The 22,923-nt window shown below is 49.9% G+C and carries 28 protein-coding genes, 1 tRNA gene and 1 riboswitch; of the genes, 12 read left to right on the top strand and 17 right to left on the bottom strand.

Translation table 11 applies throughout. The annotated features are described in order from the left end of the window. The first annotated feature begins 3 nt into the window (after positions 1-3). Genes AB7C91_RS01200 through speB form a run of 3 tightly spaced genes read left to right on the top strand, consistent with a single transcriptional unit; the run spans position 4 to position 3,216 of the window. Positions 4-1,209 (top strand): saccharopine dehydrogenase family protein, encoded by a 1,206-nt coding sequence (locus tag AB7C91_RS01200; RefSeq protein WP_332447630.1) that lies wholly within the window; start codon positions 4-6, stop codon positions 1,207-1,209. 3 nt (positions 1,210-1,212) lie between these two features. Continuing rightward, a complete protein-coding gene (locus AB7C91_RS01195; protein WP_332447629.1) occupies positions 1,213-2,328 on the top strand; it encodes a carboxynorspermidine decarboxylase in 1,116 nt (371 codons plus the stop codon). A 9-nt stretch (positions 2,329-2,337) separates the two neighbouring features. Continuing rightward, a complete protein-coding gene (gene speB, locus AB7C91_RS01190) occupies positions 2,338-3,216 on the top strand; it encodes an agmatinase (RefSeq protein ID WP_332447628.1) in 879 nt (292 codons plus the stop codon). On the opposite strand, the gene AB7C91_RS01185 is transcribed toward speB, so the two are convergent. The 6 genes from AB7C91_RS01185 to AB7C91_RS01160 all read right to left on the bottom strand — a co-directional run bounded on the left by AB7C91_RS01185 (position 3,193) and on the right by AB7C91_RS01160 (position 6,627). Beyond that, the gene (locus tag AB7C91_RS01185) at positions 3,193-3,618 is read right to left on the bottom strand and encodes a flavodoxin domain-containing protein (RefSeq protein WP_332447627.1); all 426 of its coding nucleotides are present in this window, start codon (positions 3,616-3,618) and stop codon (positions 3,193-3,195) included. The genes speB and AB7C91_RS01185 overlap by 24 nt on opposite strands. Next, a complete protein-coding gene (locus tag AB7C91_RS01180) occupies positions 3,615-4,175 on the bottom strand; it encodes a DUF3793 family protein (protein ID WP_332447626.1) in 561 nt (186 codons plus the stop codon). The genes AB7C91_RS01185 and AB7C91_RS01180 overlap by 4 nt, the downstream gene beginning before the upstream one ends. A gap of 97 nt (positions 4,176-4,272) precedes the next feature. Further along, entirely contained in the window at positions 4,273-5,100 is an 828-nt protein-coding gene (locus AB7C91_RS01175; protein ID WP_332447625.1) for a tetratricopeptide repeat protein, read from the bottom strand. A gap of 40 nt (positions 5,101-5,140) precedes the next feature. After that, positions 5,141-5,917, bottom strand: a complete 777-nt coding sequence (locus AB7C91_RS01170; protein ID WP_428588604.1) for a class I SAM-dependent methyltransferase — start codon at positions 5,915-5,917, stop codon at positions 5,141-5,143. Positions 5,918-5,973: 56 nt separating this feature from the next. Then, complete coding sequence (gene thpR / locus AB7C91_RS01165) at positions 5,974-6,489, bottom strand: RNA 2',3'-cyclic phosphodiesterase (RefSeq protein ID WP_428588601.1); 516 nt, start codon at positions 6,487-6,489, stop codon at positions 5,974-5,976. A gap of 65 nt (positions 6,490-6,554) precedes the next feature. Further along, positions 6,555-6,627 (bottom strand) — tRNA-Met (locus AB7C91_RS01160). 91 nt (positions 6,628-6,718) lie between these two features. Here AB7C91_RS01160 and AB7C91_RS01155 point away from each other — a divergent pair. Then, positions 6,719-6,928, top strand: coding sequence for a zinc ribbon domain-containing protein (locus tag AB7C91_RS01155; RefSeq protein WP_332447622.1), 210 nt, complete (start codon positions 6,719-6,721; stop codon positions 6,926-6,928). 10 nt (positions 6,929-6,938) lie between these two features. Here the strand turns inward: AB7C91_RS01155 and AB7C91_RS01150 are convergent, their stop codons facing one another. Then, a complete protein-coding gene (locus AB7C91_RS01150) occupies positions 6,939-7,100 on the bottom strand; it encodes a hypothetical protein (protein ID WP_428588598.1) in 162 nt (53 codons plus the stop codon). Between the two features lie 25 nt (positions 7,101-7,125). Here AB7C91_RS01150 and AB7C91_RS01145 point away from each other — a divergent pair, with 25 nt between their 5' ends. Continuing rightward, complete coding sequence (locus AB7C91_RS01145) at positions 7,126-7,902, top strand: hypothetical protein (RefSeq protein ID WP_428588596.1); 777 nt, start codon at positions 7,126-7,128, stop codon at positions 7,900-7,902. 3 nt (positions 7,903-7,905) lie between these two features. Continuing rightward, positions 7,906-8,487 (top strand): CYTH domain-containing protein, encoded by a 582-nt coding sequence (locus tag AB7C91_RS01140; RefSeq protein WP_428588593.1) that lies wholly within the window; start codon positions 7,906-7,908, stop codon positions 8,485-8,487. Here AB7C91_RS01140 and AB7C91_RS01135 read toward each other — a convergent pair. Genes AB7C91_RS01135 through AB7C91_RS01105 form a run of 7 tightly spaced genes read right to left on the bottom strand, consistent with a single transcriptional unit; the run spans position 8,472 to position 14,030 of the window. Then, positions 8,472-8,966, bottom strand: a complete 495-nt coding sequence (locus AB7C91_RS01135; RefSeq protein ID WP_332447619.1) for a heme-degrading domain-containing protein — start codon at positions 8,964-8,966, stop codon at positions 8,472-8,474. The two genes, AB7C91_RS01140 and AB7C91_RS01135, sit on opposite strands and share 16 nt — an antisense overlap. Before the next feature lie 3 nt (positions 8,967-8,969). Beyond that, on the bottom strand, positions 8,970-9,938 hold the full coding sequence (locus tag AB7C91_RS01130; protein WP_332447618.1) for a Gfo/Idh/MocA family oxidoreductase: 969 nt from the start codon (positions 9,936-9,938) through the stop codon (positions 8,970-8,972). A gap of 49 nt (positions 9,939-9,987) precedes the next feature. After that, positions 9,988-10,737 (bottom strand): hypothetical protein, encoded by a 750-nt coding sequence (locus tag AB7C91_RS01125; protein WP_428588589.1) that lies wholly within the window; start codon positions 10,735-10,737, stop codon positions 9,988-9,990. 2 nt (positions 10,738-10,739) lie between these two features. Beyond that, entirely contained in the window at positions 10,740-11,411 is a 672-nt protein-coding gene (locus tag AB7C91_RS01120; RefSeq protein ID WP_428588586.1) for a lysophospholipid acyltransferase family protein, read from the bottom strand. Positions 11,412-11,429: 18 nt separating this feature from the next. Next, positions 11,430-12,188, bottom strand: coding sequence for an ABC transporter ATP-binding protein (locus AB7C91_RS01115; protein ID WP_332447615.1), 759 nt, complete (start codon positions 12,186-12,188; stop codon positions 11,430-11,432). Further along, complete coding sequence (locus AB7C91_RS01110) at positions 12,181-13,161, bottom strand: iron ABC transporter permease (RefSeq protein WP_332447614.1); 981 nt, start codon at positions 13,159-13,161, stop codon at positions 12,181-12,183. Before AB7C91_RS01110 ends, AB7C91_RS01115 begins: the two co-directional genes overlap by 8 nt. After that, complete coding sequence (locus tag AB7C91_RS01105) at positions 13,158-14,030, bottom strand: ABC transporter substrate-binding protein (RefSeq protein ID WP_428588581.1); 873 nt, start codon at positions 14,028-14,030, stop codon at positions 13,158-13,160. The genes AB7C91_RS01110 and AB7C91_RS01105 overlap by 4 nt, the downstream gene beginning before the upstream one ends. A 52-nt stretch (positions 14,031-14,082) precedes the next feature. Continuing rightward, positions 14,083-14,241, bottom strand: a riboswitch (cobalamin riboswitch). 70 nt (positions 14,242-14,311) lie between these two features. On the opposite strand from AB7C91_RS01105, the gene rnhA reads away from it, so the two are divergent. The 3 genes from rnhA to AB7C91_RS01090 are packed head-to-tail and all read left to right on the top strand — an operon-like array spanning position 14,312 to position 15,854. Continuing rightward, positions 14,312-14,761, top strand: a complete 450-nt coding sequence (rnhA, locus tag AB7C91_RS01100) for a ribonuclease HI (RefSeq protein WP_332447612.1) — start codon at positions 14,312-14,314, stop codon at positions 14,759-14,761. Then, positions 14,758-15,312 carry a chromate transporter gene (locus tag AB7C91_RS01095; RefSeq protein WP_332447611.1) on the top strand — a complete coding sequence of 185 codons (555 nt, stop codon included), beginning with the start codon at positions 14,758-14,760 and terminating at the stop codon, positions 15,310-15,312. The genes rnhA and AB7C91_RS01095 overlap by 4 nt, the downstream gene beginning before the upstream one ends. Beyond that, positions 15,309-15,854 (top strand): chromate transporter, encoded by a 546-nt coding sequence (locus AB7C91_RS01090; RefSeq protein ID WP_428588577.1) that lies wholly within the window; start codon positions 15,309-15,311, stop codon positions 15,852-15,854. The genes AB7C91_RS01095 and AB7C91_RS01090 overlap by 4 nt, the downstream gene beginning before the upstream one ends. Here AB7C91_RS01090 and AB7C91_RS01085 read toward each other — a convergent pair. Both AB7C91_RS01085 and AB7C91_RS01080 read right to left on the bottom strand, forming a co-directional pair. Further along, positions 15,799-16,398: a hypothetical protein gene (locus AB7C91_RS01085; RefSeq protein ID WP_332447609.1), complete on the bottom strand. Its 600-nt coding sequence runs from the start codon at positions 16,396-16,398 to the stop codon at positions 15,799-15,801. The genes AB7C91_RS01090 and AB7C91_RS01085 overlap by 56 nt on opposite strands. Further along, on the bottom strand, positions 16,398-17,462 hold the full coding sequence (locus AB7C91_RS01080) for a uracil phosphoribosyltransferase (protein ID WP_332447608.1): 1,065 nt from the start codon (positions 17,460-17,462) through the stop codon (positions 16,398-16,400). Before AB7C91_RS01080 ends, AB7C91_RS01085 begins: the two co-directional genes overlap by 1 nt. Before the next feature lie 143 nt (positions 17,463-17,605). Between AB7C91_RS01080 and AB7C91_RS01075 the strand changes: the two genes are divergently transcribed. Further along, positions 17,606-18,235 carry an adenylate kinase gene (locus AB7C91_RS01075; RefSeq protein ID WP_332447607.1) on the top strand — a complete coding sequence of 210 codons (630 nt, stop codon included), beginning with the start codon at positions 17,606-17,608 and terminating at the stop codon, positions 18,233-18,235. Here AB7C91_RS01075 and AB7C91_RS01070 read toward each other — a convergent pair. Continuing rightward, positions 18,225-19,262 carry a LacI family DNA-binding transcriptional regulator gene (locus AB7C91_RS01070; protein WP_332447606.1) on the bottom strand — a complete coding sequence of 346 codons (1,038 nt, stop codon included), beginning with the start codon at positions 19,260-19,262 and terminating at the stop codon, positions 18,225-18,227. The genes AB7C91_RS01075 and AB7C91_RS01070 overlap by 11 nt on opposite strands. Before the next feature lie 339 nt (positions 19,263-19,601). Here AB7C91_RS01070 and AB7C91_RS01065 point away from each other — a divergent pair, with 339 nt between their 5' ends. Next, positions 19,602-21,287: a glycoside hydrolase family 13 protein gene (locus tag AB7C91_RS01065; protein WP_332447605.1), complete on the top strand. Its 1,686-nt coding sequence runs from the start codon at positions 19,602-19,604 to the stop codon at positions 21,285-21,287. A 98-nt stretch (positions 21,288-21,385) separates the two neighbouring features. After that, positions 21,386-22,894 carry an IMP dehydrogenase gene (locus AB7C91_RS01060; RefSeq protein WP_332447604.1) on the top strand — a complete coding sequence of 503 codons (1,509 nt, stop codon included), beginning with the start codon at positions 21,386-21,388 and terminating at the stop codon, positions 22,892-22,894. Positions 22,895-22,923: the final 29 nt, after the last annotated feature.

The raw sequence follows: 22,923 nt of genomic DNA, 5'->3' as shown, positions 1-22,923 counted from the left end.
CACATGCAAAAGAAACGTTTGATTATCATAGGTGCCGGTGGAGTCGGCAATGTCGCCGTACGCAAGTCGGCTCGCATGGAAGATGTCTATGAAGAAATCCTGCTTGCCAGCCGAACAAAGGAAAAATGCGATGCCATTGCAAAGGCTGCCGGTCCCGTCCCGGTGAGAACCGCACAAGTCGACGCTGATGACGTACCTTCCCTGGTAAAGCTGATCCAATCCTTCAAGGCGGACGTCCTGCTCAATGTTGCGCTTCCCTATCAAGATCTCACGATCATGGAAGCGTGCCTCCAAACCGGTGTACATTATGTCGATACTGCCAATTATGAACCCAAGGATCAGGCGCATTTTGAATATTCCTACCAATGGGCTTTCCATAAGCGGTTCGAAGAGGCGAATCTTACCGCTTTGCTCGGCAGTGGATTTGATCCAGGGGTGACCAACGTCTTCACCGCCTATGCGGCAAAGCATTATTTTGATGAACTGCAGTATCTGGATATTGTTGACTGCAATGCGGGAGATCACGGCAAGAGTTTTGCCACCAATTTCAATCCTGAGATAAACATCCGGGAAATCACCCAGCATGGGCGATATTATGAGCAGGGGGAATGGAAAACCACCGAACCGTTGTCGCTGCATCAAAGCGTCGATTATCCGCGTATCGGGGCAAAGGAAAGCTATCTCCTCTTCCACGAGGAATTGGAGTCGTTGGTGAAACACTATCCTACACTTAGGCGGGCACGCTTTTGGATGACGTTCAGCCAGCAATACCTGACCTTTCTCCGTGTCTTGGAGGAAGTGGGGATGACCAGCATCCAGCCGATCGACTTTCAAGGCATCCAGATCCAGCCCTTGCAATTCCTCAAGGCGGTATTGCCCGAGCCTTCTTCACTGGGACAGAATTACCAGGGGCAGACATCCATAGGGTGTCAACTCCGTGGACTCAAGGACGGCAAGGAGCGGACGGTATACATCTTCAACAATTGCAGCCATCAGATGGCCTATCAGGACACCAATGCGCAGGCCGTCTCCTATACCACCGGAATTCCCGCTGCGCTGGGCGCGAGTCTGGTTGCACGGGGCATCTGGAATCAAAGTGGAGTATGGAATATGGAACAATACGATCCCGATCCCTTCCTTGCGGAACTGGGGCCACTGGGCCTTCCTTGGGAAGTGGTCGTCGATGGTGTCCTGGCTTTCGGAGTCTAGGCGATGTTCGATCCAAAAACGTTGTCACATACCCCGGCCTTTGTGTTGGACTATGAAAAATTCAGTGAAAATCTCTCTTTGATTCGGCAACTGCAGGAAGATATCCCGGTATCCTTCTTGTTTGCCTTGAAGGGATTTGCCATGCATGCGGTTTTTCCCGAACTGTCGGCTTGCGCCGATGGTGCAACGGCTTCCTCCTTGAACGAGGCGTTGCTGGCTTCTCCGTATTTCAAGCAAGTCCATGCGTATGCACCGGTGTACCAGGACAGGGAATTTGAGGGTATTGCACGGATTGCCAGCCATATAACCTTCAATTCGGTTGCACAGCTTCAAAAGCATCGTGAGCAATGTCCTGATGCGAAATTGGCGCTCCGGATCAATCCGATGTATTCCACCGTCGAGACAGCCTTGTATGACCCTTGTGCCCCTGCCTCACGATTGGGGATCCTCCCGGACGACCTGAGGACCCTGCCAGAGGGAGTCACCGGTTTGCACTCACACAACCTGTGTGAAAGTGGTGCACGGGAGCTGGCTGATACGCTTGCGTCAATCGAGCAGCGTTGGGCGCATCTGTTGGATGACATCAGTTTTTTGAATCTCGGGGGAGGCCATTTGGTCACCCGAAAAGACTATGATCATGCACTGCTGTACAAGACGCTTCGTGCCTTCAAAGCACGACATCCTCAGATTACATTGTTTTTGGAGCCCGGTGCGGCCTTCGTCTGGGACACAGGCTATCTAGTCACCAGAATACTGGACATCGTGAGCAACCAAGGCATATCCACCTTGATGCTGGACACCTCGTTTGCCGCTCATATGCCCGACTGTCTGGAAATGCCCTACAGTCCTCGTGTACAGGGAGCACACCTGAGCGACGACGGAGTGTATCGGTTGGGTGGCTGCAGTTGCCTTGCCGGGGATTGGGTGGGTTCATATACCTTCGAACATGAACCAAAAGTCGGCGATTATTTGGTATTGGAAGACATGATGCATTATACCATGGTCAAGACGACCATGTTCAATGGGATTGCACTGCCGGACATCATCATCCATAAGGATGGGGTGAACCAACTGGTCAAGCGTTTCTGCTTTGATGACTATCAGCGAAGATTGTCGTAGGAGAAAGATATGAAGCATTGGTTCTTGGATTCTGAATTTCCCAACAGCAAACCGGAGAACGCCCGGTTTCATATCATTCCCTTTCCGCTCGAGGAAACCGTTTCCTATATGGGCGGAACAGCAAAAGGGCCTGAAGCCATCATTGAAGCCTCATCGCAACTTGAACAGTTGGTTGAGGGATACGGCAATCCTGGCAGGTTGGGGATGTATACCGCCGAAGCGGTCAACATAGAACAGAAAACCCACTCTGCCATCGAGGAAGCAAGCAAGGCGATGATATTTGCCCATGCTTGCCATGCAATCCCCGTACTCCTTGGCGGAGAACATTCCGTAACCAATGCCGTCATTGGATTTTTGCACACTTGTTACCAAAAGGGGGAAGTCGGCGTCCTGCAATTTGATGCCCATATGGATCTTCGCTCATCGTACGAAGGAAGTGAGCTCAGTCATGCCTGCGTCATGAGAAGGGTGGTGGAATCGGGAATCGACTTGTTCCAGGTAGGAATCCGCAACTACAGCGAGGAAGATTTGGCTGCTCGCCAATCGTTTCACGTACTTTCCTACGATGCTTCGTATCTGTATCGGCAAAAAGATGGCGGAACAAGCCTCACCACATTGAGGCTTCCCGATTCCTTTCCCAAGAAACTCTACATTACCTTTGATGTTGATGGACTCGATGCTTCCTTGATGAGTGCAACCGGTACTCCCGATCCAGGAGGGCTATCCTGGTGGGATAGTATCACAATGCTGGAGACGTTGACCCAAGGGCGAACGATTATCGGGATGGATGTGGTGGAGCTTGCTCCCAATGCACTCCACCATACATCCTATACAGCAAGCAAACTTACCTATTTCCTAATGGGCTTAGCCAGCAAGCGCTCTTCCTAATTCCTCGGCTTGTGCAAGTGCTTCTGCATCCGGGGTATCGAGGGCTATGACCGGATCCCCGGCCAATATAGCTCCGTTCGCCACGGTAGTTTCCTGCCAGTCACGCATCCATTGGCCATCCCCCCAGCCATAAGAGCCGAAGAGCGCAAGACGCTTTCCTGCAAGGTTTCCCAACAGAGCTTCGAACATTGGCTCGAATACTTCGTCCTCCAAGCCTTCGCTGCCCATGGCCGGACAACCGAACGCAAATGCATCGAAGCTGTCCAGCATGTCGGCTGCAAACATACCAGCACTGATGACCTTGCAGGTGGCACCCGTTTGCTCGGCTCCCTTGATGAGTGCTTCGGCAAGTGCTTGGGTATTCCCTGTCCCACTATAATAGACTACTGCGATTTTTTTCATATATGCTTCCTTTGCACCGTCAATTCTTCAAGTTTTTTTCCTTTACGATATTGCTCCAGATAGAGACGAGTGCATTTCTTATACCGTGCAAATGTTTGTTGTGCCTGTGCAAGGTCAGTGTAGACTTTCCAACAGCCATCATAGAGACCGTTGCATCCGTTCTGCTGAATGAACGCTTCAACATCTTGAATCGGATAGCCGAGAAAAAGCCCGATTTCATGCGGGAAGTCTGACTGTTGGGCCAGTCGTTCCTGCAAATGGAGAATGGCTTCCTGGACCGGACAATCTGCATATCCAAGCGGGCAGAGGATTCTGAGGCTCTCCTGCTGCTGGAGGTGCTTCGTCACAAGGTTCGGTCGATGGACATACAGAAGATAGAGATTGTCACGCACCGAGAGGATGGTTATCACGACTCCTTTCCCATTCAATATCTGATTCCAACTTTGAATCTGCTGCATCAAGTGCAGTCCATCGCTAGTTCGACAGGAAATCAGGTTCCCTGCTTTCAAGCCTGCCAAGGTTGGTGCTGCATGACGTACCAAAAGTTCTTCTGCCACTGCCTACCTCTTGCTTTACTGGGTTAGCATACGCTAACTCTTATAGAGTAGTACACAAAGCGTGAGGTTTCGTCAATACCTATGAATATAGTAGGAATTAAAACGCATTAGTTTCAAGTGAACCCATCAGACGTTTCATTTTCTGGGTAAGCGAAGATGCTGGACCATAATGGGTATTTGCCTGCCGATATGCCCAATGATAGATTGCCTTGGAATCCTCGAAGTCCCCAAGCTTGCGATAACATCGACCGATATGCACAAGCAATCCGATTTTCTCAGCTTCCGTTGCGAATTCGGGCTCTGCCTCCAAGAAAGAACGAATAACCAGATAATGAGAGAGCGCATCCTTGTATTTCTTCAGTTTTTCTTGGCAATACGCTACCGCACATCGGGCAAGAACGGCTTGTTCTGAAGTCGATCCCCCAAGTTCCTCAAGCAGGGAAAGTACGTGCTTACGGATTAGCAATTCTTTGTCATAAAGCTTTTTCGCATGGTAGATGTCCCCTTGGAATCCCAGGACATCCAAATAGATGTCATACGATTCGCCGAGGGTTTCCGTCCAAGGTTTCTCCAACAGCGAAGTAGCAATACCCAGGGCTTCCTCAGCTTGGCCGTCGTCGAGGTAGGAAAGGCCCAAAGCGAGCAGTGCCTCGAGCGTATACTCATGTTCATCACCATAAAGGGATTGGTTGGTTGCATAGATTTGCTGCGCTATTTCCAATTCTTTTTCCGTATCCCGAGCTTGGAGATAGGCCATATTCAATGCATTGAGAACCAAAAGGTATGCTTGGTTCATCGGTCCCTGCTCGTTGAATTGCTTTACCCGTTTTTTTTCCAGGTCGGCAATCTGCTGGTGAATTTTAGCGAAATATATGGGGTCATCAAGTTCACTGGTCAGCAGCAGACGTGCAAAATAGTTTTCCATACGTTCAGTATATACGGCTCAGTGGCGAAATCACAAGCATCTACAGCTGTTTCACTGCACGCACTGCAAGATAGCAATCATGAACGAAGCTGTCCATGATCATAAAACCGCTGGTGTCGGAGTACACATCTACGATCGAGAATCCTGCATCGGTGATGCCACCGAGAAGATCCTCCAAGGTATGACTGAATTCCACGGTATCATGCCGGCTTCTTCGTTTCTCACGTTCTTGTTCCGACAAACTGGTAAGGTCGGAATAAGGGATGGTATATTTTACACGCAACCTGTTTTTCAACGCCTTCTTTTCATCGAACATATACAATACAGGATTGGTCAGGGAAGTCAAAAAATATCCACCTGGTTTGAGTACCCGATGACAATGCCGATATACTGCATGAACATCCTGAATGAAACAGGTCGAGGTGGGATTGAAAATCAAGTCGAAGGAGGCATTGTCGAACATCTTGAGGTCCTGCATATCACCTTTGACCAAATTCAGTTCAATGCCCAAGGTTTTTGCATACTGCGCATCCTGTCCCAGCTGTTTCTCGCTGATATCGAATACCGTTACCTTTGCCCCTGCCAACGCCATCAGGACACCTTGCTGGCCACCGCCGCAGGCGAGTGCAAGCACGTTCTTGCCACGGATGTCATCGACCCAGGAAGGTTTGACTTGCTTAAAGGGAGAAAGTACCATGTCCAATTCACCACTTCGGGCTTTTTGTTGCTGTTCTGTGGTGCATCCGTCGGTCCAGATATTCTTTCGCCCGACTTCCCAGTCCCATGCTTGGGCATTCTGTTCAATATATCGTTCCATGCCTCGACCATAGCATGGAAGGAGGAACAATGCAACCAAGGGAAAATCAACTGATTTTATTGTAAAAATTTACGTTTAATTGGAGAGTAAGTGAGTACTCCGTCAACCTGATGGGAATGCATCAAGGCGACACACTCTGCCGGGGATGAAATATCGAGTTGCTGTTCCACTCTTTCGATTCTGGAGCGCCTATACAAGGTAACATGTGCAGTGAACCGTGGATCAACTCCCCCAATGTGTTCTCGCTTCAGGGCTTGTACCAAAGTGCGTTGGAGTACACTCAATGGTTGGCTCTGAGCAAGGGCTGCCCAGAGAATGGCTCCGTCGGGTTTGTCGAATACTCCCAGATGGGTGAAGTGTACCAACAGATTGGCTGAAGGAAGCTCATCGAGGATGGCTTTGAGTGTGGAAAGTGTACTTGGATCCTGTTCTCCGAGGAAGCTTAGGGTAAGATGCAGATTTTTTTCCGGCGTACGTTTGCCTGTGTCCATACGCATCTGCAGCTCATCCTGCACTGCGGACAACTTTTTGAGCGTTGATTGGGGAAAGGTAAGGGCATAGAACAAACGCATGCGTACACTTTACTGCAAAGCCTGCCAAATAGAACAGACCCTCCCGTTTACCGGAAGGGTCTGTTTAGCGGCAAAGGGACTTGGACCCCTGACCGAACGGATATGAGCCGTTTGCTCTACCAACTGAGCTATGCCGCCGTAAGAACTCTTGCACTATAACTAATGCCCTTATCCTAGTCAAGAGGGTTTTTCTCTTTTTTCACCCATGCTTTTATGCTACAGTACTGCCATGGAAAAGAAACAGTATGTGTGTCCCAAATGCGGTTGTACGCACTATGAGAGCGACCGTTTACAGGCTACCGGTGGCAATTTCGCCAAGATCTTCGATGTGCAGAACAAGCGGTTCATCACCATTTCGTGCACCCAATGCGGGTATACCGAACTGTTTAAACAGAGTGAGCAGCTAGGCTGGAATATATTCGATTTTTTCACGAACTGAGACGAAGAAATCAAAGCATGTTTTGCGCACCCAAAAATACGGTGTAGGTCATCAGCCATCTCTTCTGTTCATTATTTTCACGGTTTTCCGGCACATACAGATAATCTTGATGCTTGGCTGTGATTTTTGAAGAACCAGAATGAAACAACCTTCTGATTCCTCTTGCTTCCAAGCCGGAGTATGAGTACTCTTAAGCCATGACTGGATTCTTTCTGAAAAAAGCGTTTTTCGACGGTTGGGACAACCTCATTTCCATGGTTGTCCTCAATCTTGGGTTCCTGTTGATTCTGCTTGCCCTCATGGGCAGTCTGTCGCTGTTCGGATCAAATGCCTTGCTGGGTGTTCTGGCCTTGCTGCTCAGTCTCGGCCTTTTTTCGTTCTACAGCACAGGCGCCTGTGCATCAACCCATGCCTATGCCAAGTATGAACGTCCCGGTTGGGAAGGGTTCAAACGAGGAATCAGGGAATCCTGGCGGCATGCGTTGCTGTATTGGTTTCTCTTGGTGCTTGATCTCTCTTTGATTTTCTTTGTCATCCCTTTCTATCTCAGTTACAGCTCGGCTCTCGGTATGTTGCTCAGTGTCATTCTGTTCTGGGTGTTCCTGGGATTGACCTTTGCCTTGTTCTACTACCTCCCGTTGTTTTTCCATATGCAGGGTGACCGTCCGACCAAAACCTTGAAAAAGAGTTTCATTTTGGTCTTTGATAACTTGTTCTTCACCCTTTTCTTTGCATTGTATCAGGTTGTTAACCTAGTGTTTTCCCTGCTGCTTGCCGGTTTAGCCCCTGGGGTGACAGGCATGTTGCTTGCACAAAGCGATGCCGTGAAGCTTTTGATGTTCAAGTACGATTATCTGGAAGAGCACAGCGATGCCGACCGCAAGCATATTCCTTGGGAAGAATTGTTGTATGACGAACGGGAATGTGTCGGGCATCGTTCGCTGAAGAATATGATTTTCCCCTGGAAGGATTGAGCCATGGGGTATGAGGTGGAGCTGAAGGCGCATGTCAAGGATGTAATTTCACTCAAATCCTTGCTTGATCGGACGGAAGGCATCGAGGGTCCGATCTGTGAATTGAAGGACGACATCTATTACTGTCTTGACCAAGGGGAAGCTTTGTTCCGCCTTCGAAAAGAGAGTTTCGGGCCTTCCTTTTCAAACTTGAAAGGGAAGCTCGTCTTTACCCGAAAACAGAAAAGCCTGACAGACGGGATTGAAGTGAATCGGGAGACTGAATTCACTTCTGATGATAATCAATTTCCTTCAGCGCATGAGTTCTTTCTCGGCTTGGGATATCAGATCTACATCCGGAAAACCAAGAGAGGATATTCCTACACATTGGCATTTGATGATGTATTGCCACCATTGCATATCGAATTGGTAGAGGTGCTTGGTTTGGGTTGGTTTTTGGAAATGGAATTCATCCTCGAGCAAGAAGAGAAGGTCCCGTTGGCCAGGACCTTCTTGCTCGACATGCTCACTCGGTTTGGATTGGATTCCCAGTCGATTGAAAGCAGGTACTACATGCATCTGCTCAAATCTCAGACTACCGGATAACGGGGAACACTCTCCACATCCAGATACTTGCTCAGGCACGTGATCAACACGTCATGGTCCTCTACATCGGTCAATCCGGAAACCATGGCCGCCCCGATGCACCCGACGCCTTCCACCACGATCGGAAAACCACCCCCGCAGGCAACGAATTTTGTTGGATCCAGTCCGCGGTCAGCGAGGGTCGCTCCACGTTTTTTCAGTGACAGGGCATAGCGAAGCGTGCTCATCTCGAAATGTTGGACAGTCCGGAATTTTCGGTCTATCCATGTTTCATTGCCCAATCCTGTTCCTTCCGCTGCATAGTGAAACAGCGTTTTTCCACTGAGCAAGCGGATGCTGATTGCAATCTTCAGATCCTTGTCCATAGCCTCGGCGACAAAAATCTTTCCCAGTTCCCATGCATCCTCATGGGTAAACGTCTCAAACTTCAACAATTCCTCTTGTGCACTGACGATTGCATATCGCTCTTCCAATTCCATAGCTCACTCCCCCGGGTACCGTACACCCCATTGTGATCGCAAGGTATCCATCACTTCCATGACATGGATGATTTCACTGTGCGGCATCTGTTTCAACTCCAATTCACCTTCCTCAATGGCTTTCCGGCAAGCTTCCACCTGATGTTCGAAGCCGGTGATGAATTTGAATGGTTTATAGGTCTCAACCAGATTGTAATCCTTGTCATATACATTGATTCCCTCACAGTTGTTGATATTGAGGAATTCAATGTAGCCGCGGCTTCCGAAAATGGCTCCTCTTCGGTCAGAGGTGCTGACCATGGAGGAATGGAGCACAGCCATTTTCCCCCCCTTGAAGGTCAACGTAATCGAATTCGATTCATCGACACCACTGTCAGTCTTCACACAGGAGGATTCTACGCTTTCAATCTCATCGCCGAATACCATCATGGCAAAATTGATGGTGTACACGCCGACATCAAGCAGCGCTCCTCCTGCCAGAGCCGGATCGGTAAGTCTTCGCACCCCCTTGATGGGGTAGCAGAGATTTGCCGTAAGGGCATGGGGTTCTCCAATGACCCTCCGATCCAGGATCTGATCGAGCACCAAACGCATCGGAAGGTAGCGTGTCCAGATCGCCTCAGCGACAAGCAGCCCTTTTTCCTTACCGAACGCAAGCACTTTTCTCGCTTGATCGGCATTCATGGTGAACGACTTTTCACACAACACATGTTTGCCGTGCTCAAGGCATAGCATCATATGTTCATAATGGAAGGAATGTGGGGTGCAAACATACACGAGATCAATCTCAGGATCATTGAGCATCTGCTCGTACGATCCATATGCCTTGCGGATATTCCATTTCTGGGCGAATTCCTGAGCCTTCTGTAAATCACGTGAAGCAACGGCGTAGGCCTCGACATGCTCCATCTCGTTGACGGTAGCTGCCATCTTGCGGGCAATGTTGCCTGCTCCCAAAATTGCAAGTTTCATAGGTGCGCCTCCTGTGTGTAGTATAGGCGCTGCCTGCGATAAAGAAAAGTCAAATCATCAAGAGCGGAGCAAGTTCAAGAAAGAAGGAGACCAACCCCATCAAGGCAAAAACTGAATTGCTGTGCAGGCGTGATTCCTTGCCGCTCATCAGCGCGGTCAGCGACCAGAGACTGAAAAGCAGGCAACGGAGCAAGGTTTCCAAGGAAAAGAGCGAGACAAAGGACACCCAGGGGAGCAAGAGAGAGACCAGCAGGCTGACTTGCAGAGAAAGTTTGGTTCTACCGGTAAGAAACAGGAGGCTGAGTGCGACCAACACCAGGGAGATGGATCGAACCAGAACCAAGCTGGAGGGAAAGAGCAGTGTGGCATACGTGAGATTCACCAAGAGAATCGAGAGGATTTTCCCGATTTCTTTCAAGGTGGCGAATACTTGGCTGCTTCTTTGTTCCATGCTGAAAAAATGATACAACGCAGAGCAGATGAAAGTGGTTATGAAGGCAGAGAAAGTAAGTACTGCAAGATACTGCTGGGACGACCGGTGCATGGCAAGGATGACCAACAGGGCGATGCCGATGGCACTGGAAACGATGTCGAACACTCCATTGAAAATGGAGACAGGATGATAGGGCAGGCGAGGCCCGCTTTCCTTGGCAAACTTTTCCGCATTATAGGAAAAATTAAAGGAAGTTCCGTTTTTCAATTCTGCACGGAATACAAGGGAATGCACCTGTTCTGCATGTTCCGAGATTTCTTCAACCTGTGTTTTGAAATCGGTGAAAATGGTGTGTAATTCATCCATGGTCAACTCCAGAATTTATCTGTCTTGATCTCATCGATCAAGGATTCAATGGTAGACGACAGCTCATCGAGAATCATCTGGCATGCGCTGTCCTTGTCCTGCTTTTGCATGGCAAGGGCTTGGGGAAACTGAAGCGGCTTGCCGATATTCGCATAATAATTGCGGCTGACCACCGTCATCGGCCTTCCGGCGGTCTTGCTCAATTTATGTCTTACTCTGCGTTTCGGGGAGATCAAACCGATGGGGATGACCGGACAAGGATAGGCGAGATAGATATTGGCGACGCCTTTCTTGAACGCCATCATCCGCTCCTGGGTATTCAGATCTCCTTCCGGGAAGATATAGATGCTGTCTCCTTGGCGCAAGTAGCGTACGGCTTCATCCACCACGGTCTTTCTATCTTCTTTGGTAAATGCCCTGATCTGTTCAGTCCAGCCGAGAAAGGATCCGACGACCGGAATACCAAATCCCGGTCCGATGACCATATGCAGTGCATCCGGCATGAGAGTCGTGACAAAGTGGACATCACTCGAGCTGAAATGATTGGAACAGAAAATCTTGGGACCGGGTGGCAGGCTTTGTTCCTGCCAGGTCTGGAAATCGTAGTTGAGCGCGAGCACGATCTTCACAACCCTTCGATAGATTCGATGCAGCAGCAGGCTCACCGGTTTCATATACCCTTCCTCGTCATTTCAGTGCCAGGAAGGCAGATACAGGCTGCGGTCCAAGGTTGCATCATATACCTGATGTGCATCAATGCCATATACGTGGTGAAGCAAATCCTCGGTAATCACTTCCTCGGTCTTCCCGTAGGAGACGATCGAGCCATCTTTGAGGACCATGACAATACTGCTGTATACCTGAACCAGAAGAAGATCATGCAAGACGCACAAAACGGTATAGCCTTGTTCTACCAATCGGGTAAGCAGTTGCATGATGGAATGCTGGTGACGCACATCCAAGTGGTTCACCGGTTCATCAAGCAACAGGAGCTTGCCATCCTGGCTCAACGAACGGGCAAGCAGTACCCTCTGCATTTCCCCTCCACTGAGTTCAGTTACCAGTGTATGGGCAAGATGCGAAATATCACAAGCATCCATGGCTGCCTCGATGGCATGATGCTCGTCCTTTCCCTGATAGGCGAATCTTCCCATTGCCACAGCCTCTCTGACAGTAAACGCATAGTCAAGTTTCCCATTCTGGGGCACGAAACCAAGATGACGGGCAATTTGCATCTGTTTCATGGTCGCTATGGCCTCACCATCAAGATAGATCAGACCTTGGTCGGGAAGTAGTTGTTTATAAATAAACTTGAGCAAAGTGCTTTTTCCGCTTCCATTGGGTCCGGTCAAGGCGATGAAGGAGCCACGGGGGAATGATGCGGTGAAATCACGGAATACCTGATGCTGTTCATATCCACCCCACAGGTGGGAAAACTGAAGGCTATCCATAGAAGTACCTCCCTTTTCGCAGCAGATGAATGAAAAGCGGTACTCCGATGATGCTGGTAATGACTCCTACCGGAAGCTCCCCGGAAGGAAGCAGTATACGCGAAAGCGTGTCGCTAGCAAGCAAGAGAAATCCTCCCATAAGCGCGGAAGGGAACAACAGCCGCTGATGTTTCGGTCCTACGAGCAATCGGGTGACATGGGGGGCCATCAGACCGATGAACCCGATCACTCCGTAATATGAAGTGCATAATGCACTCGCAAGCGAAGCAACCAACAAAAGTGCAAGCCGTGTTTTTCGAACCGAAAGGCCGGTGCTCTGTGCCGAGCCTTCATCAAGCAGCAGGATATCCAGCTTGCTGTGTTGCATACGGAGTACGGAAAAAACCAAGAAGGACGTGCAAGCGAGGATGAATACCTGATTCCAGGTACTGGAAGAGAAACTGCCGAGCGTCCAGAACAGGATGCGCTGGTATTGCTCCTTGTGGAGGAACATCAACAACGTCATGCCCGCTGAAAGCAGATAATTGACGGCGACTCCAGTGAGCAGTAGTGTTGTTTGGCTGCTTCGTCTTCGCATTGCCAGGCCGAAGATGAACAAGGTCGTCAGGATGGCGCCGAGAAGTGCACTCAGCGGAAAGCCCAATACAGGGGCCAGACCTAGGAAAAGCGCAACGGCAACTCCGAACGAGGCGCCCGAACTCACCCCGAGAATGAAGGGGTCCGCCATAGGATTATGCAATGCTGCTTGGAACACCGCTCCACTGAGGCCGAGAACCGCACCACTCAGAAATGATGAGAAAATACGGGGAAGCCGGAGCTGAAAAATGATGTATCCTTGGTTTCCTGATAAAACATGTCCAGAAAAGAGGGAAAGTATTTCCCCCACGCTGATATGAGATGGCCCCAACGCAAGGGAGAAAAGCATCAGCAGAATACTGCCGATAACCAGGGCAAAACGTAACGTCCATCTCATTTGCCGAGCTCCGGATGAATCACCGAGGCAAGCGAAGCCAGGGCTTGGGCGCTTCTCGGCCCTTGACGGCTGATCAAATCGGCATCAATCAGGCGTATTTCACCCTGTAAGTCTGAATAGGGTTTCATAGCGGTGAATTCTGCAATGGTTTGTGTACCGCTTTCACCCCAGCGCGGGCTGATCAGCAAAAGATCAGGATCCTTCTCCATGAGCAATTCTTTGCTGTATGTCCAATTCTTTGCATCCTTTGCAACATTGGATCCACCAGCGAGTTCTATCATATCCCCAAAAAACGTGTCACCGGTGGCAGTCGAATCGAATCCTCCGAAATCAATGACGGCATACACGCTAGGCTTTGGAAGATTCTGCACACTCATCACCACTTGGTGTACGGTGTTTTGCATCGAGAGAATCATCAGTTCCGCTTGTTCCTGCCTACCCACTGCTTCACCGATATCCCTGATCAAGTCGTATGTACCTTGGAATGTCTGTTGGGTGTTCAACTGCAATACCGCAATGCCAGCTTTTTGGATGGAAGCAAGAAACTGGTCATCAACGAATGCGCTGCTGATCACCAGCGTAGGATTCAGGGAAAGCAGGGTTTCAAGCGATGGGTTGTACAAGGTTCCGACCGAGGGTAGGGCGAGCACCTGATTCGGGTAATTGCAGTAATCACTTCGTCCTACGACTGACGAACCAGCACCCAAAGCAAACAACGTTTCGGTGACGTTCGGAGATAAACTGACGATGCGCATGCCATGGTCGGTGTGCGGTTTTTCTTGTATTGCCTGTGCTTTCAACGGGGAGAAGAGCAGACTGAGCAACATTGCAAGCAGGAGGAACTGGTGTGCTGGACGATGATTGAACATAAAGCCCCTTGTCAACGGGCATGCAACATACCCTGGCCTATACTCCGTAGGTCGTCGGAAATTATCCAAGTCAGGTCTCCTGGCTCAGGCATACCCGGTAGCTGCGACTTCCCACATTCCTGCAGTGTCATAATGCATCCACCCAGCCCGTACAGTGGCGGGACCGCAGGGGCTTTTCCCCCTTTCCCTTGGCTTGGACACTTTATCGTACGGAGTTGTTTGGGTGCTGTCAAGCTTGACTGTGGTTGACCTGAAATCGGGGGTATATTACTATCCGGTCTATGATGTATACAGAAATTGAGATTTACACCGATGGAGGATGTCTGGGGAATCCCGGTCCTGGTGGTTGGGCGTATGTTTTGCAGGTAGACGGTACGTTTGCGAAGGAAGAGAGCGGTGCTGAAGAAGCGACGACGAACAACCGGATGGAACTAACCGCAGTCATCAAGGCGCTTCAAACCTGTCAAGGGTATGAGGCCAAGAAAATCATCATCAATACCGACAGCCAGTATGTGAAGAACGGCATTACCAGCTGGATCAAGAAATGGAAAACCAATGGATGGCGGACCGCTTCCAAGGACCCGGTGAAGAACAAGGAATATTGGGTGGCCTTGGATGCATTGAATGCTTCGCTCCCCGTGTATTGGAATTGGGTGAAGGGGCATGCTGGCATCGAAGGCAATGAACGGTGCGACCAACTGGTCCGACAGGCGATGGAAGCATTGGTATGAACCACCATACCGCTACGCTTTGGCAACTCTATACGGCATTTCTGAAAATCGGGGGATTCACGTTCGGTGGGGGGTATGCCATGCTGCCCATCCTCCAGCGGGAAGTCATCACCAACCATGGTTGGGTCACCGAGGAAGAAGTGCTGGATATCTATGCCATCGGCCAATGCACCCCCGGCATCATTGCGGTGAATACCGCGACCATGATCGGATACCGGACCAGGGGCGTCCTCGGTGCAATCGTGGCGACCCTCGGGGAAGTGACCCCGTCGCTTGTGATCATCTCCCTGCTTTCCACTTTGTTGGTGCACCTGCAGGATTCGATATGGGTACAACGGGCATTCGGTGGTATCAGAGTGGCGGTCTGTGCCTTGGTCGTCCAATCGATCATCTCCCTTTCCAAGAAAAGTCTCATAGACATCCCCACCATCCTCTTGTATCTGGCAACCATCACGGCAACCTTGCTGCTCAAGCTCTCTCCCCTATGGATCATTCCCTTGTCCATACTGTTCGGCCTGTCCGTCCAAGCCGGGAAACGGAGAAAAAGATGATCTACCTTGCCTTGTACTGGGAGTTTTTTAAAATTGGATTGTTCTCGATCGGCGGCGGATTGGCGACCCTTCCGTTTCTCTCCGCTTTGGCGGAAACCCATCCGCAATGGCTGAGTGCCCGACAAATCGCCGATATGATTGCCGTCAGTGAATCGACACCGGGGCCAATCGGCATCAATATGGCGACATTTGCCGGGTATCAGGCGTCGGGCCTGCTCGGAGGCGTTGTCGCAACCCTGGGGGAAATCACCCCGAGTGTCATCATCATTATTCTGATCGCGCGTTTCTTGACCCAGTTTGACAAAAACCAACGAGTGAAGGATGCATTCTATGGGTTGCGGGCTGCGGTCGTCGGTCTTATCAGTTTTGCCGCGTTGAAGCTGCTGGGGATCATCATTCTCAAGGAAGGCTCATTACGAGTTGAGGAAACAATCCTCACTGTTCTCATGGTGGTCTTGGTGCTTTCCTTCAAAAAGGTGCATCCCTTTATTTGGATTGTGGTTGGAGCTCTGCTGGGGCTTGTGTTCCAGCTTCCTTCGTAAGATAGTTCAGGGCATATGCATACCAACTCTGCTTTCCTTCCAATTCGGTCAGCACCTGAAGTGCCTTCTGTTCGGTTTGGGGATGGGAGAGCAGTGTGAGGGCAAGGTTTTTGGCCGTTTCGTTCTCGTTCCATGCGACAGCCTGCTCCATGACCGCCTGCTGCAAGGTGTATGAGCCGGGATCCAAGGCAAAAACCTGCTGATAGACGGCAAGCGCTTTCTTGTAAGCCTTTTGCGTGGCATATGCGCGTGCTTTGAGCAGGAGGAATTCCGTATGGAAGGGGAAATCGGAAAAAGCCTTGTCGCTTTGGACGATCACTTCATCCAACGATGCATCCAAAAGCAGGCTGAGTATCTGATTGTAACGGTATTCGGCAGAATCATGCTGTGCTGATGCAGCTTTTCCATACTGGTAGGCTGCCTGACTATAGAGGCCTTCGGCGAAGGCCTCTGATCCCAAATATGCAGCAGCCCGTGCCTTTTGGAGTTGGCACGAGCTGAACAAGAAAAGGGATGCGATCAAGAGCAGCAAAAACCGTTTCATCACCGATCCAGCACCGTGCATTCAATCTCACGAACCTGTGAACGATAGAGGTTGGTGATGGCCGAACCGTAATCAGCGATCAACTGTATGATGTTTCGTGGATTGTCATGTTCGTCCTGTCCGTTCAGACGGTCCCCGGCATCTCCAAGACCCGGAAGGATGTACGCTGCATCATTGAGTACGGGATCCATCCAAAGGGTATATACCTCGGCTCCTTCAATGGCCCGGGCGATCCTGAGCGAGCCCTTGAGTGCACTGATCACATTGATGAATTTCACCGATTTTGGATGTATTCCGTTGTCCTTCAAATATTTGACGATGGTTACCAATGAACCTCCAGTTGCATTCATCGGATCGGCGAAAATGAGGTCCTTGCCGTCAAGTGCTTGCAGGTCAAAATATGATTTATCCAAATCAAGGATGTAATCCATGTTCGATTCACGTTTGGAATCGTCCCGCTTGATCTTGAACAACGCAAACGGAGTAACAAAATCATCGGCCGAGTATTCCTGGATTTCCTTGCTGAGAATCATACTGGGAAGCAACGCCCCACGGAGCATCACGCACATTACGCTGTTATGGATCAGAGAATCGACGTCGGGAATGCGGTGGACCGCATAGTTCCTGACCGGGCTGGTTACCGGAGTCTTGGTGATGATCGAGCGCTTGGTGGGAAGTGCAGCATCGGCCCAGACATGGGAGAAGAGCATTTCATACGCCCGCTGAATGTAGTAGAGGAATTCCTCGTGCCCGGTGGAAGGATCCCTGAGTTTGGCTATGAGGCGGCTTGCCTGCCCATGCTGCTCCTGCGGAGTTTCAAAGGAATAGACATGGATGTTCGGTTCCTCGGCGCAGATGTTCTTCAAGTATTTTCCGATCTCAGCTGCGCTGTCCACCAAACCTTTCCTGGCTTCCTCGAGTTGCATCACATCACTGGCGCTGTCGAGGACTGAGCAATGATTGAGTGATTTCTTATACAGCTCATCTACATGGGCGATTTTATCCTTGTCCGTATCCTTCAGATATCCGTCAAGGTCGGTTGCGTGTAAGATAATCTTGTTCATGGGTTCTGTTCTCCTGTTCGTTAGCGATTCTACTCCATGACCGGCCTTTATACAAGGAAACCTCGCACAGGCTCTTGTCCAAGTGGTGTAAATAATTTCCCGTCTGTGGTACCATACGCCCATCTTCTGTTGTGAGGTGTATCATGAATCTAGTTTTTCTCGGCCCTCCGGGAGCCGGAAAGGGGACCATTGCGTCCGAAGCAAAAATCAAGCTTGACATTCCCCATATCTCGACCGGGGACCTGTTCCGAAGTCATATAAAAGGCGGTACGGAACTCGGCAAACAAGTACAGGCGATTCTCGCCAGCGGGGAACTGGTTCCCGATTCCGTTACCATCGCTATGGTGAAAGAACGGCTTAAGGAAGCGGATGCCCAAAAGGGGTTCATTCTTGATGGCTTTCCTCGTACCATTGTACAAGCCGATGCCCTTGCATCGATGAAAGGTTTGGATGCAGTGGTCAATTTCGTACTTGAGCGCGAACAAATCGTTGCCAGGTTGAGCGGAAGACGCGTATGCAAATCAACTGGAAGAACCTACCACATCCTGTACAATCCTCCCAAGACCGAAGGTATTGACGACGAAACCGGAGAACCCTTGATCCAGCGTGACGACGACAAGCCTGAGGCCATCCTCAATCGCCTGAAAGTCTATGAAGCGCAGACCGCTGTATTGATCGACTATTATCGTTCCAAGGGACTGTTAGTTGATATTGATGCTTCCCGATCTCCGGATGAAGTGACCGCTTCCTTACTCGAAATCCTCAAGAAATAGAGGAGAGCGTTTTCAGTGATTCCCGTTTGATTACGGTATAGGGGATCTGCATATGGGCGCTTGCCAATGATTCCTTGTTCAGGATTTTGAACAAGGCCTCTGCAGCAAGTCGCCCCTTTTCTTTCGCCGGTTGATCAACGGTGGTAAGGGCAGGGGAAATGCAGGATGCCTCATCAATATTGTCGAACCCGACCACCGAAATATCATCGGGGACATGAAGACCTGCTGCCTTGAATGCCTGGATGCACCCGATCGCCACGATGTCGCTCATGGTTACTATACAGGACGGGCGATCGGCAAGTTCGAGGATTTGCTTTCCTATGCGTATGCCGTCAGCCAAGGTGCATTCACAAACGAACTGTTGATACGCCTGACAAGCAATTCCTGCATCGCCGAGCGCCCGCTTGTACCCGGCAAGGCGATTGGCTGGGACACTGTTGCTGTTCTGCTCGGTGGCGAATGCATCGTCGCTGAGTCCAATGATGACCAGCTTGGTATGTCCTGCATCCAATACCATTTTCATCAAGGAATAGGATGCCTTTTCATCGTCTATGTTCACACTGGGCATTTCCTCATGCGGAATTCCATCTATGGTGACATACGGAAGCAACCTCGTTTTCATAACAGAAACAATATCCATATCAACTTGCAGGCCCATGGTTATCAGACCGTCCACCGCTGCAGCACGAACCGCCTCGGTAATGCTCTTGTGCAGGGGAGGTATCAGGTTGAGGGTGTACCCATATTTCTCACATACCGATCCGATGCCCAGAATGACTTGCATGGTATAGGGATTCTGTAAGGAATATTGGACGACCTGGGGCAGAAGGAACCCGATGGAAAGATGTCTACGCAATGAAAAATTGCGGGCCATGGGATCGGGGATATAACCAAGCCGTTCAGCGGTCTCAAGGATTTGCTGGCATGCTTTGTCGCTGATGCGCGAGGGATCGTTGAAGGCGAAGGAAACAGCAGTCTTCGAGTATCCACTCTCCCGAGCAATATCTTTGATCGTAGGGCGTTTCATACTCGTGTTCTTCTCCTTCTGCTAATCGGCGGTATCGTAGCACAGTTCCTGAAAAAAATGAAAGCAATTCGGTTGCATACTTGCAAAAGCTCGTATAAACTTAATACTAAACCGGTTTTCTAACCCAGTCAACGTTTGTTTTACTGAAAAGGAAGATACAAAGTGCCCAAACCATCCCTCGTCCGATCAATAGATTTTACTGTCAGTCCCCTCTATGTATATCCCTTGTATCCCAAACGTGGGGAGTCCATTGAGATTACCATCCAAACAGCGACAACGGATGAGATCGTCGAGGTTAGACTGGTAAGTTTTCAATTGGGACGGGAAAAACAAATACTGATGCAACCATTTCCAAAAGGATCCTTGACTTTCCATCGCTGTCGCCTTGCCGTGCTTGATGATCCCATCCAATGGTATTTTTTCTTGGTATGCAAGGATAGAGCCTACAGCTACAGCAAGGTCGGATTGAAGGCATCGGTGCCGCCGCTTGCCGAATGTTTCAGCTTGAAACCCAATCTTGAGCCGGTTCAATGGGTGAAGACGGCCACCTGTTATCAAATCTTCCCTGATCGATTTCGAAACGGGAATCCGAACGTGGGTGCGACCGATGGAGCATATCAATTTGATGGTGGTACGGTTACCGTCCATGATTTTACCGAGGAACCCTTGGATTACCAGAGCGGTAGATGTTTGGATTTCTTCAATGGCGATCTTGATGGGATCTTGCAATCAATCGATCATTTCAAGCGATTGGGGGTGACCGTCCTGTATCTCAATCCCATCGGAAGAAGCCAGACCACCCATCGGTATGACTGTACCGATTTCTTCCATGTGGACGAAAAGCTTGGAGGTGATGAAGCCTTCCATCGCCTTTGTGCACGCTTACATGAGAACGGGATCAGGATTGTGGTGGATATATCCATCAATCATACGGGAACCGGACATCCTTGGTACCAAACGGCGATCACAGATCCTCTCAGCAAGGAAGCCTCGTATTACTATGCTGATGCACAGGGAAAGGTTGCGTACTGGCAGGATGTGCCTACGCTTCCCCAACTGAATTACTCGAATCAGGAACTGCGGAATATCATGTATCGTTCAGCGGATTCGGTCATGCGATCGTTTTTGAAACAGCCCTATTTACAGGATGGTTGGCGTCTGGATGTCGCCAGTGAAGTGGGCAGAAGGGGAAGCGACCAATTGTGTGAGGAAGTCTGGCGGGAAGTCAGAGATGCAGTCAAAACAGAAAATCCCCAAGCCTATCTGGTCGGCGAGGACTGGGTCGATTCCACCCCGTTTTTGCAAGGCGACATGTGGGATGCTACGATGAATTATATCGGAAGCAGCCGTCTGATACGTTCGTGGATGGGGGAGACGGACCGGTACCTTTGTGACGGCTGGGGTCATCTGCCCAAGCCTACCAGGCCGTTTACCGGAATCGAAATGGCTGAGGCGCTCAAGCGCCATTTGCTTGCCGTAAACGGACAGATGCTGCCCATGCAAATGAATCTGATCAACAGCCACGACACGGCAAGACTGTATAACAACACTGAACTCTTCGATTGGAATCTGTACAAGGGGGTGGTCAGGCTGCTGTATATTCTGCCTGGGATGCCGAACATCTATTATGGAGAGGAAATTGCCCTTGCCGGGCCATATGGTTCGGTCGAACAGGCAAGATACCCCATGCAATGGGACCAGAGGCAATGGAATTGCTCGTTCCTTGATTTGTACACTGAATTGGGAGCGCTCAGGATAGAGCATGCAGATACCCTGGGAAACGGGAGCTGGGCGATCATATATGCAGATGAGCAAGTATGTGCATTCGCCCGGTACAGCCGCAAGGAAGCGATCGTCTGCATCCTCAATCGGAGAGAGTCCATGCAGGAACTGATGCTTCCCAATGAAATGTTACAGATTACCTCATTGGTAAAGACCTACGGGACAGTTTGTACGGTGAACGATGATGCACTTAAGATTATACTGAAAGGTAAGGAATCAGCTCTCTTGGTTGGAATACGATAAATAATGCAACAAATTTAGGTTTTTATGTTGCGTCAAGCTTGTGTAAAAGTAAGATAACCGGCAAAATATGGTGCCAAAACCCTCCCAGGAGTTGCGTAATGGCGTATATTTTTGAAGAACCTTCACGTACATTCAGTGAATACCTGCTCGTTCCCGGGTATTCGGACATCACTTGTGTTCCTACAAACGTTTCCTTGAAAACCCCCTTGGTGAAATTTAGGAAGGGGGAGGAAAGTGCATTGCAATTGAACATCCCTTTGGTCAGTGCGATCATGCAGTCGGTCAGCGGGGAAGAGATGGCGAAAGCGTTGGCCAGGGAGGGTGGGCTGAGCTTCATCTTCGGATCGCAAAGCATAGAGAACCAAAGTGCGATGGTGGCGAAAGTGAAAGCCTTCAAAGCCGGATTCGTTCCCTCTGATTCCAACCTCAGACCTGATCAGACGCTCAAAGACCTTATTGCACTGAAGCAGCTGAAGGGCCACAACACCATTGCAGTGACTGATGATGGAAATCCAAACGGGAAATTACTCGGTGTTGTGTCCTCCCGTGACTGGAGACCGAGCAGGATGAGCGAGGATACCCCGATTGCATCCTTCATGACTGGATTCGACCACCTCATCTATGCCCGCGAAGGAGTGAGCCTTTCAGAGGCGAATGACATCATATGGGAGCATAAGCTGAATAGTCTTCCCATCGTTGATGAAGAAAACAGGCTCCGGTATTTTGTATTCAGAAAAGATTATGACAGCCACAAACAAAACCCTGCTGAAGTGCTGGATGATCAAAAACGGTATCTGGTGGGTGCAGGCATCAATACGCGGGATTACCAAACGCGGGTTCCCGCCTTGCTGCAAAGCGGAGCCGATGTGCTCTGTATTGATTCCTCCGAAGGATTTACTGAATGGCAGCGCCAAACAATAGCCTGGATTCGCACCGAGTACGGCGATCAGGTGAAAATAGGAGCCGGCAATGTCGTGGACAAGGAAGGATTCCTCTTCCTTGCCGAGAGCGGAGCCGATTTTGTCAAAGTAGGGATCGGCGGTGGTTCCATCTGCATCACCCGTGAGACCAAAGGCATAGGGCGGGGACAGGCTACCGCCCTCATCGAGGTTGCGAAGGCCCGTAATGAATATTACGAGAAGACCGGTGTCTATGTTCCGATTTGTTCGGACGGAGGCATCGTATTGGATTATCACATGACGTTGGCATTGGCCATGGGAGCAGATTTTCTCATGCTTGGTCGATACTTCGCTCGATTTGATGAGAGCCCGACCGAGAAAGTGAATATCAAAGGTTCGTATATGAAAGAGTATTGGGGTGAAGGGTCGGCACGTGCCCGAAATTGGCAGCGCTATGATCTCGGAGGGGATACCAAGCTCAGTTTTGTCGAAGGTGTCGATTCGTATGTCCCGTATGCCGGCAAATTGAAGGATAATGTGCAGTTGTCGTTGAGCAAGGTGAAATCCACCATGTGCAACTGCGGTGCGTTGACCATCGCGGAGTTGCAGCAAAAAGCAAAACTTACCCTTGTTTCTTCCACCTCAATCATTGAAGGGGGCGCGCACGACGTCCTGTTGAAGGACTCCAATGATCTTCCCAAAAAGTAAAACTTCGCTTCTGCTTCGTACACACTATA

Origin of the sequence: Sphaerochaeta sp., assembly GCF_050256055.1 — a bacterium.
Taxonomy (GTDB): domain Bacteria; phylum Spirochaetota; class Spirochaetia; order Sphaerochaetales; family Sphaerochaetaceae; genus Sphaerochaeta.
Note: the sequence above shows the minus strand (reverse complement) of the source record. Positions and strands in the feature narration are given on the sequence as shown.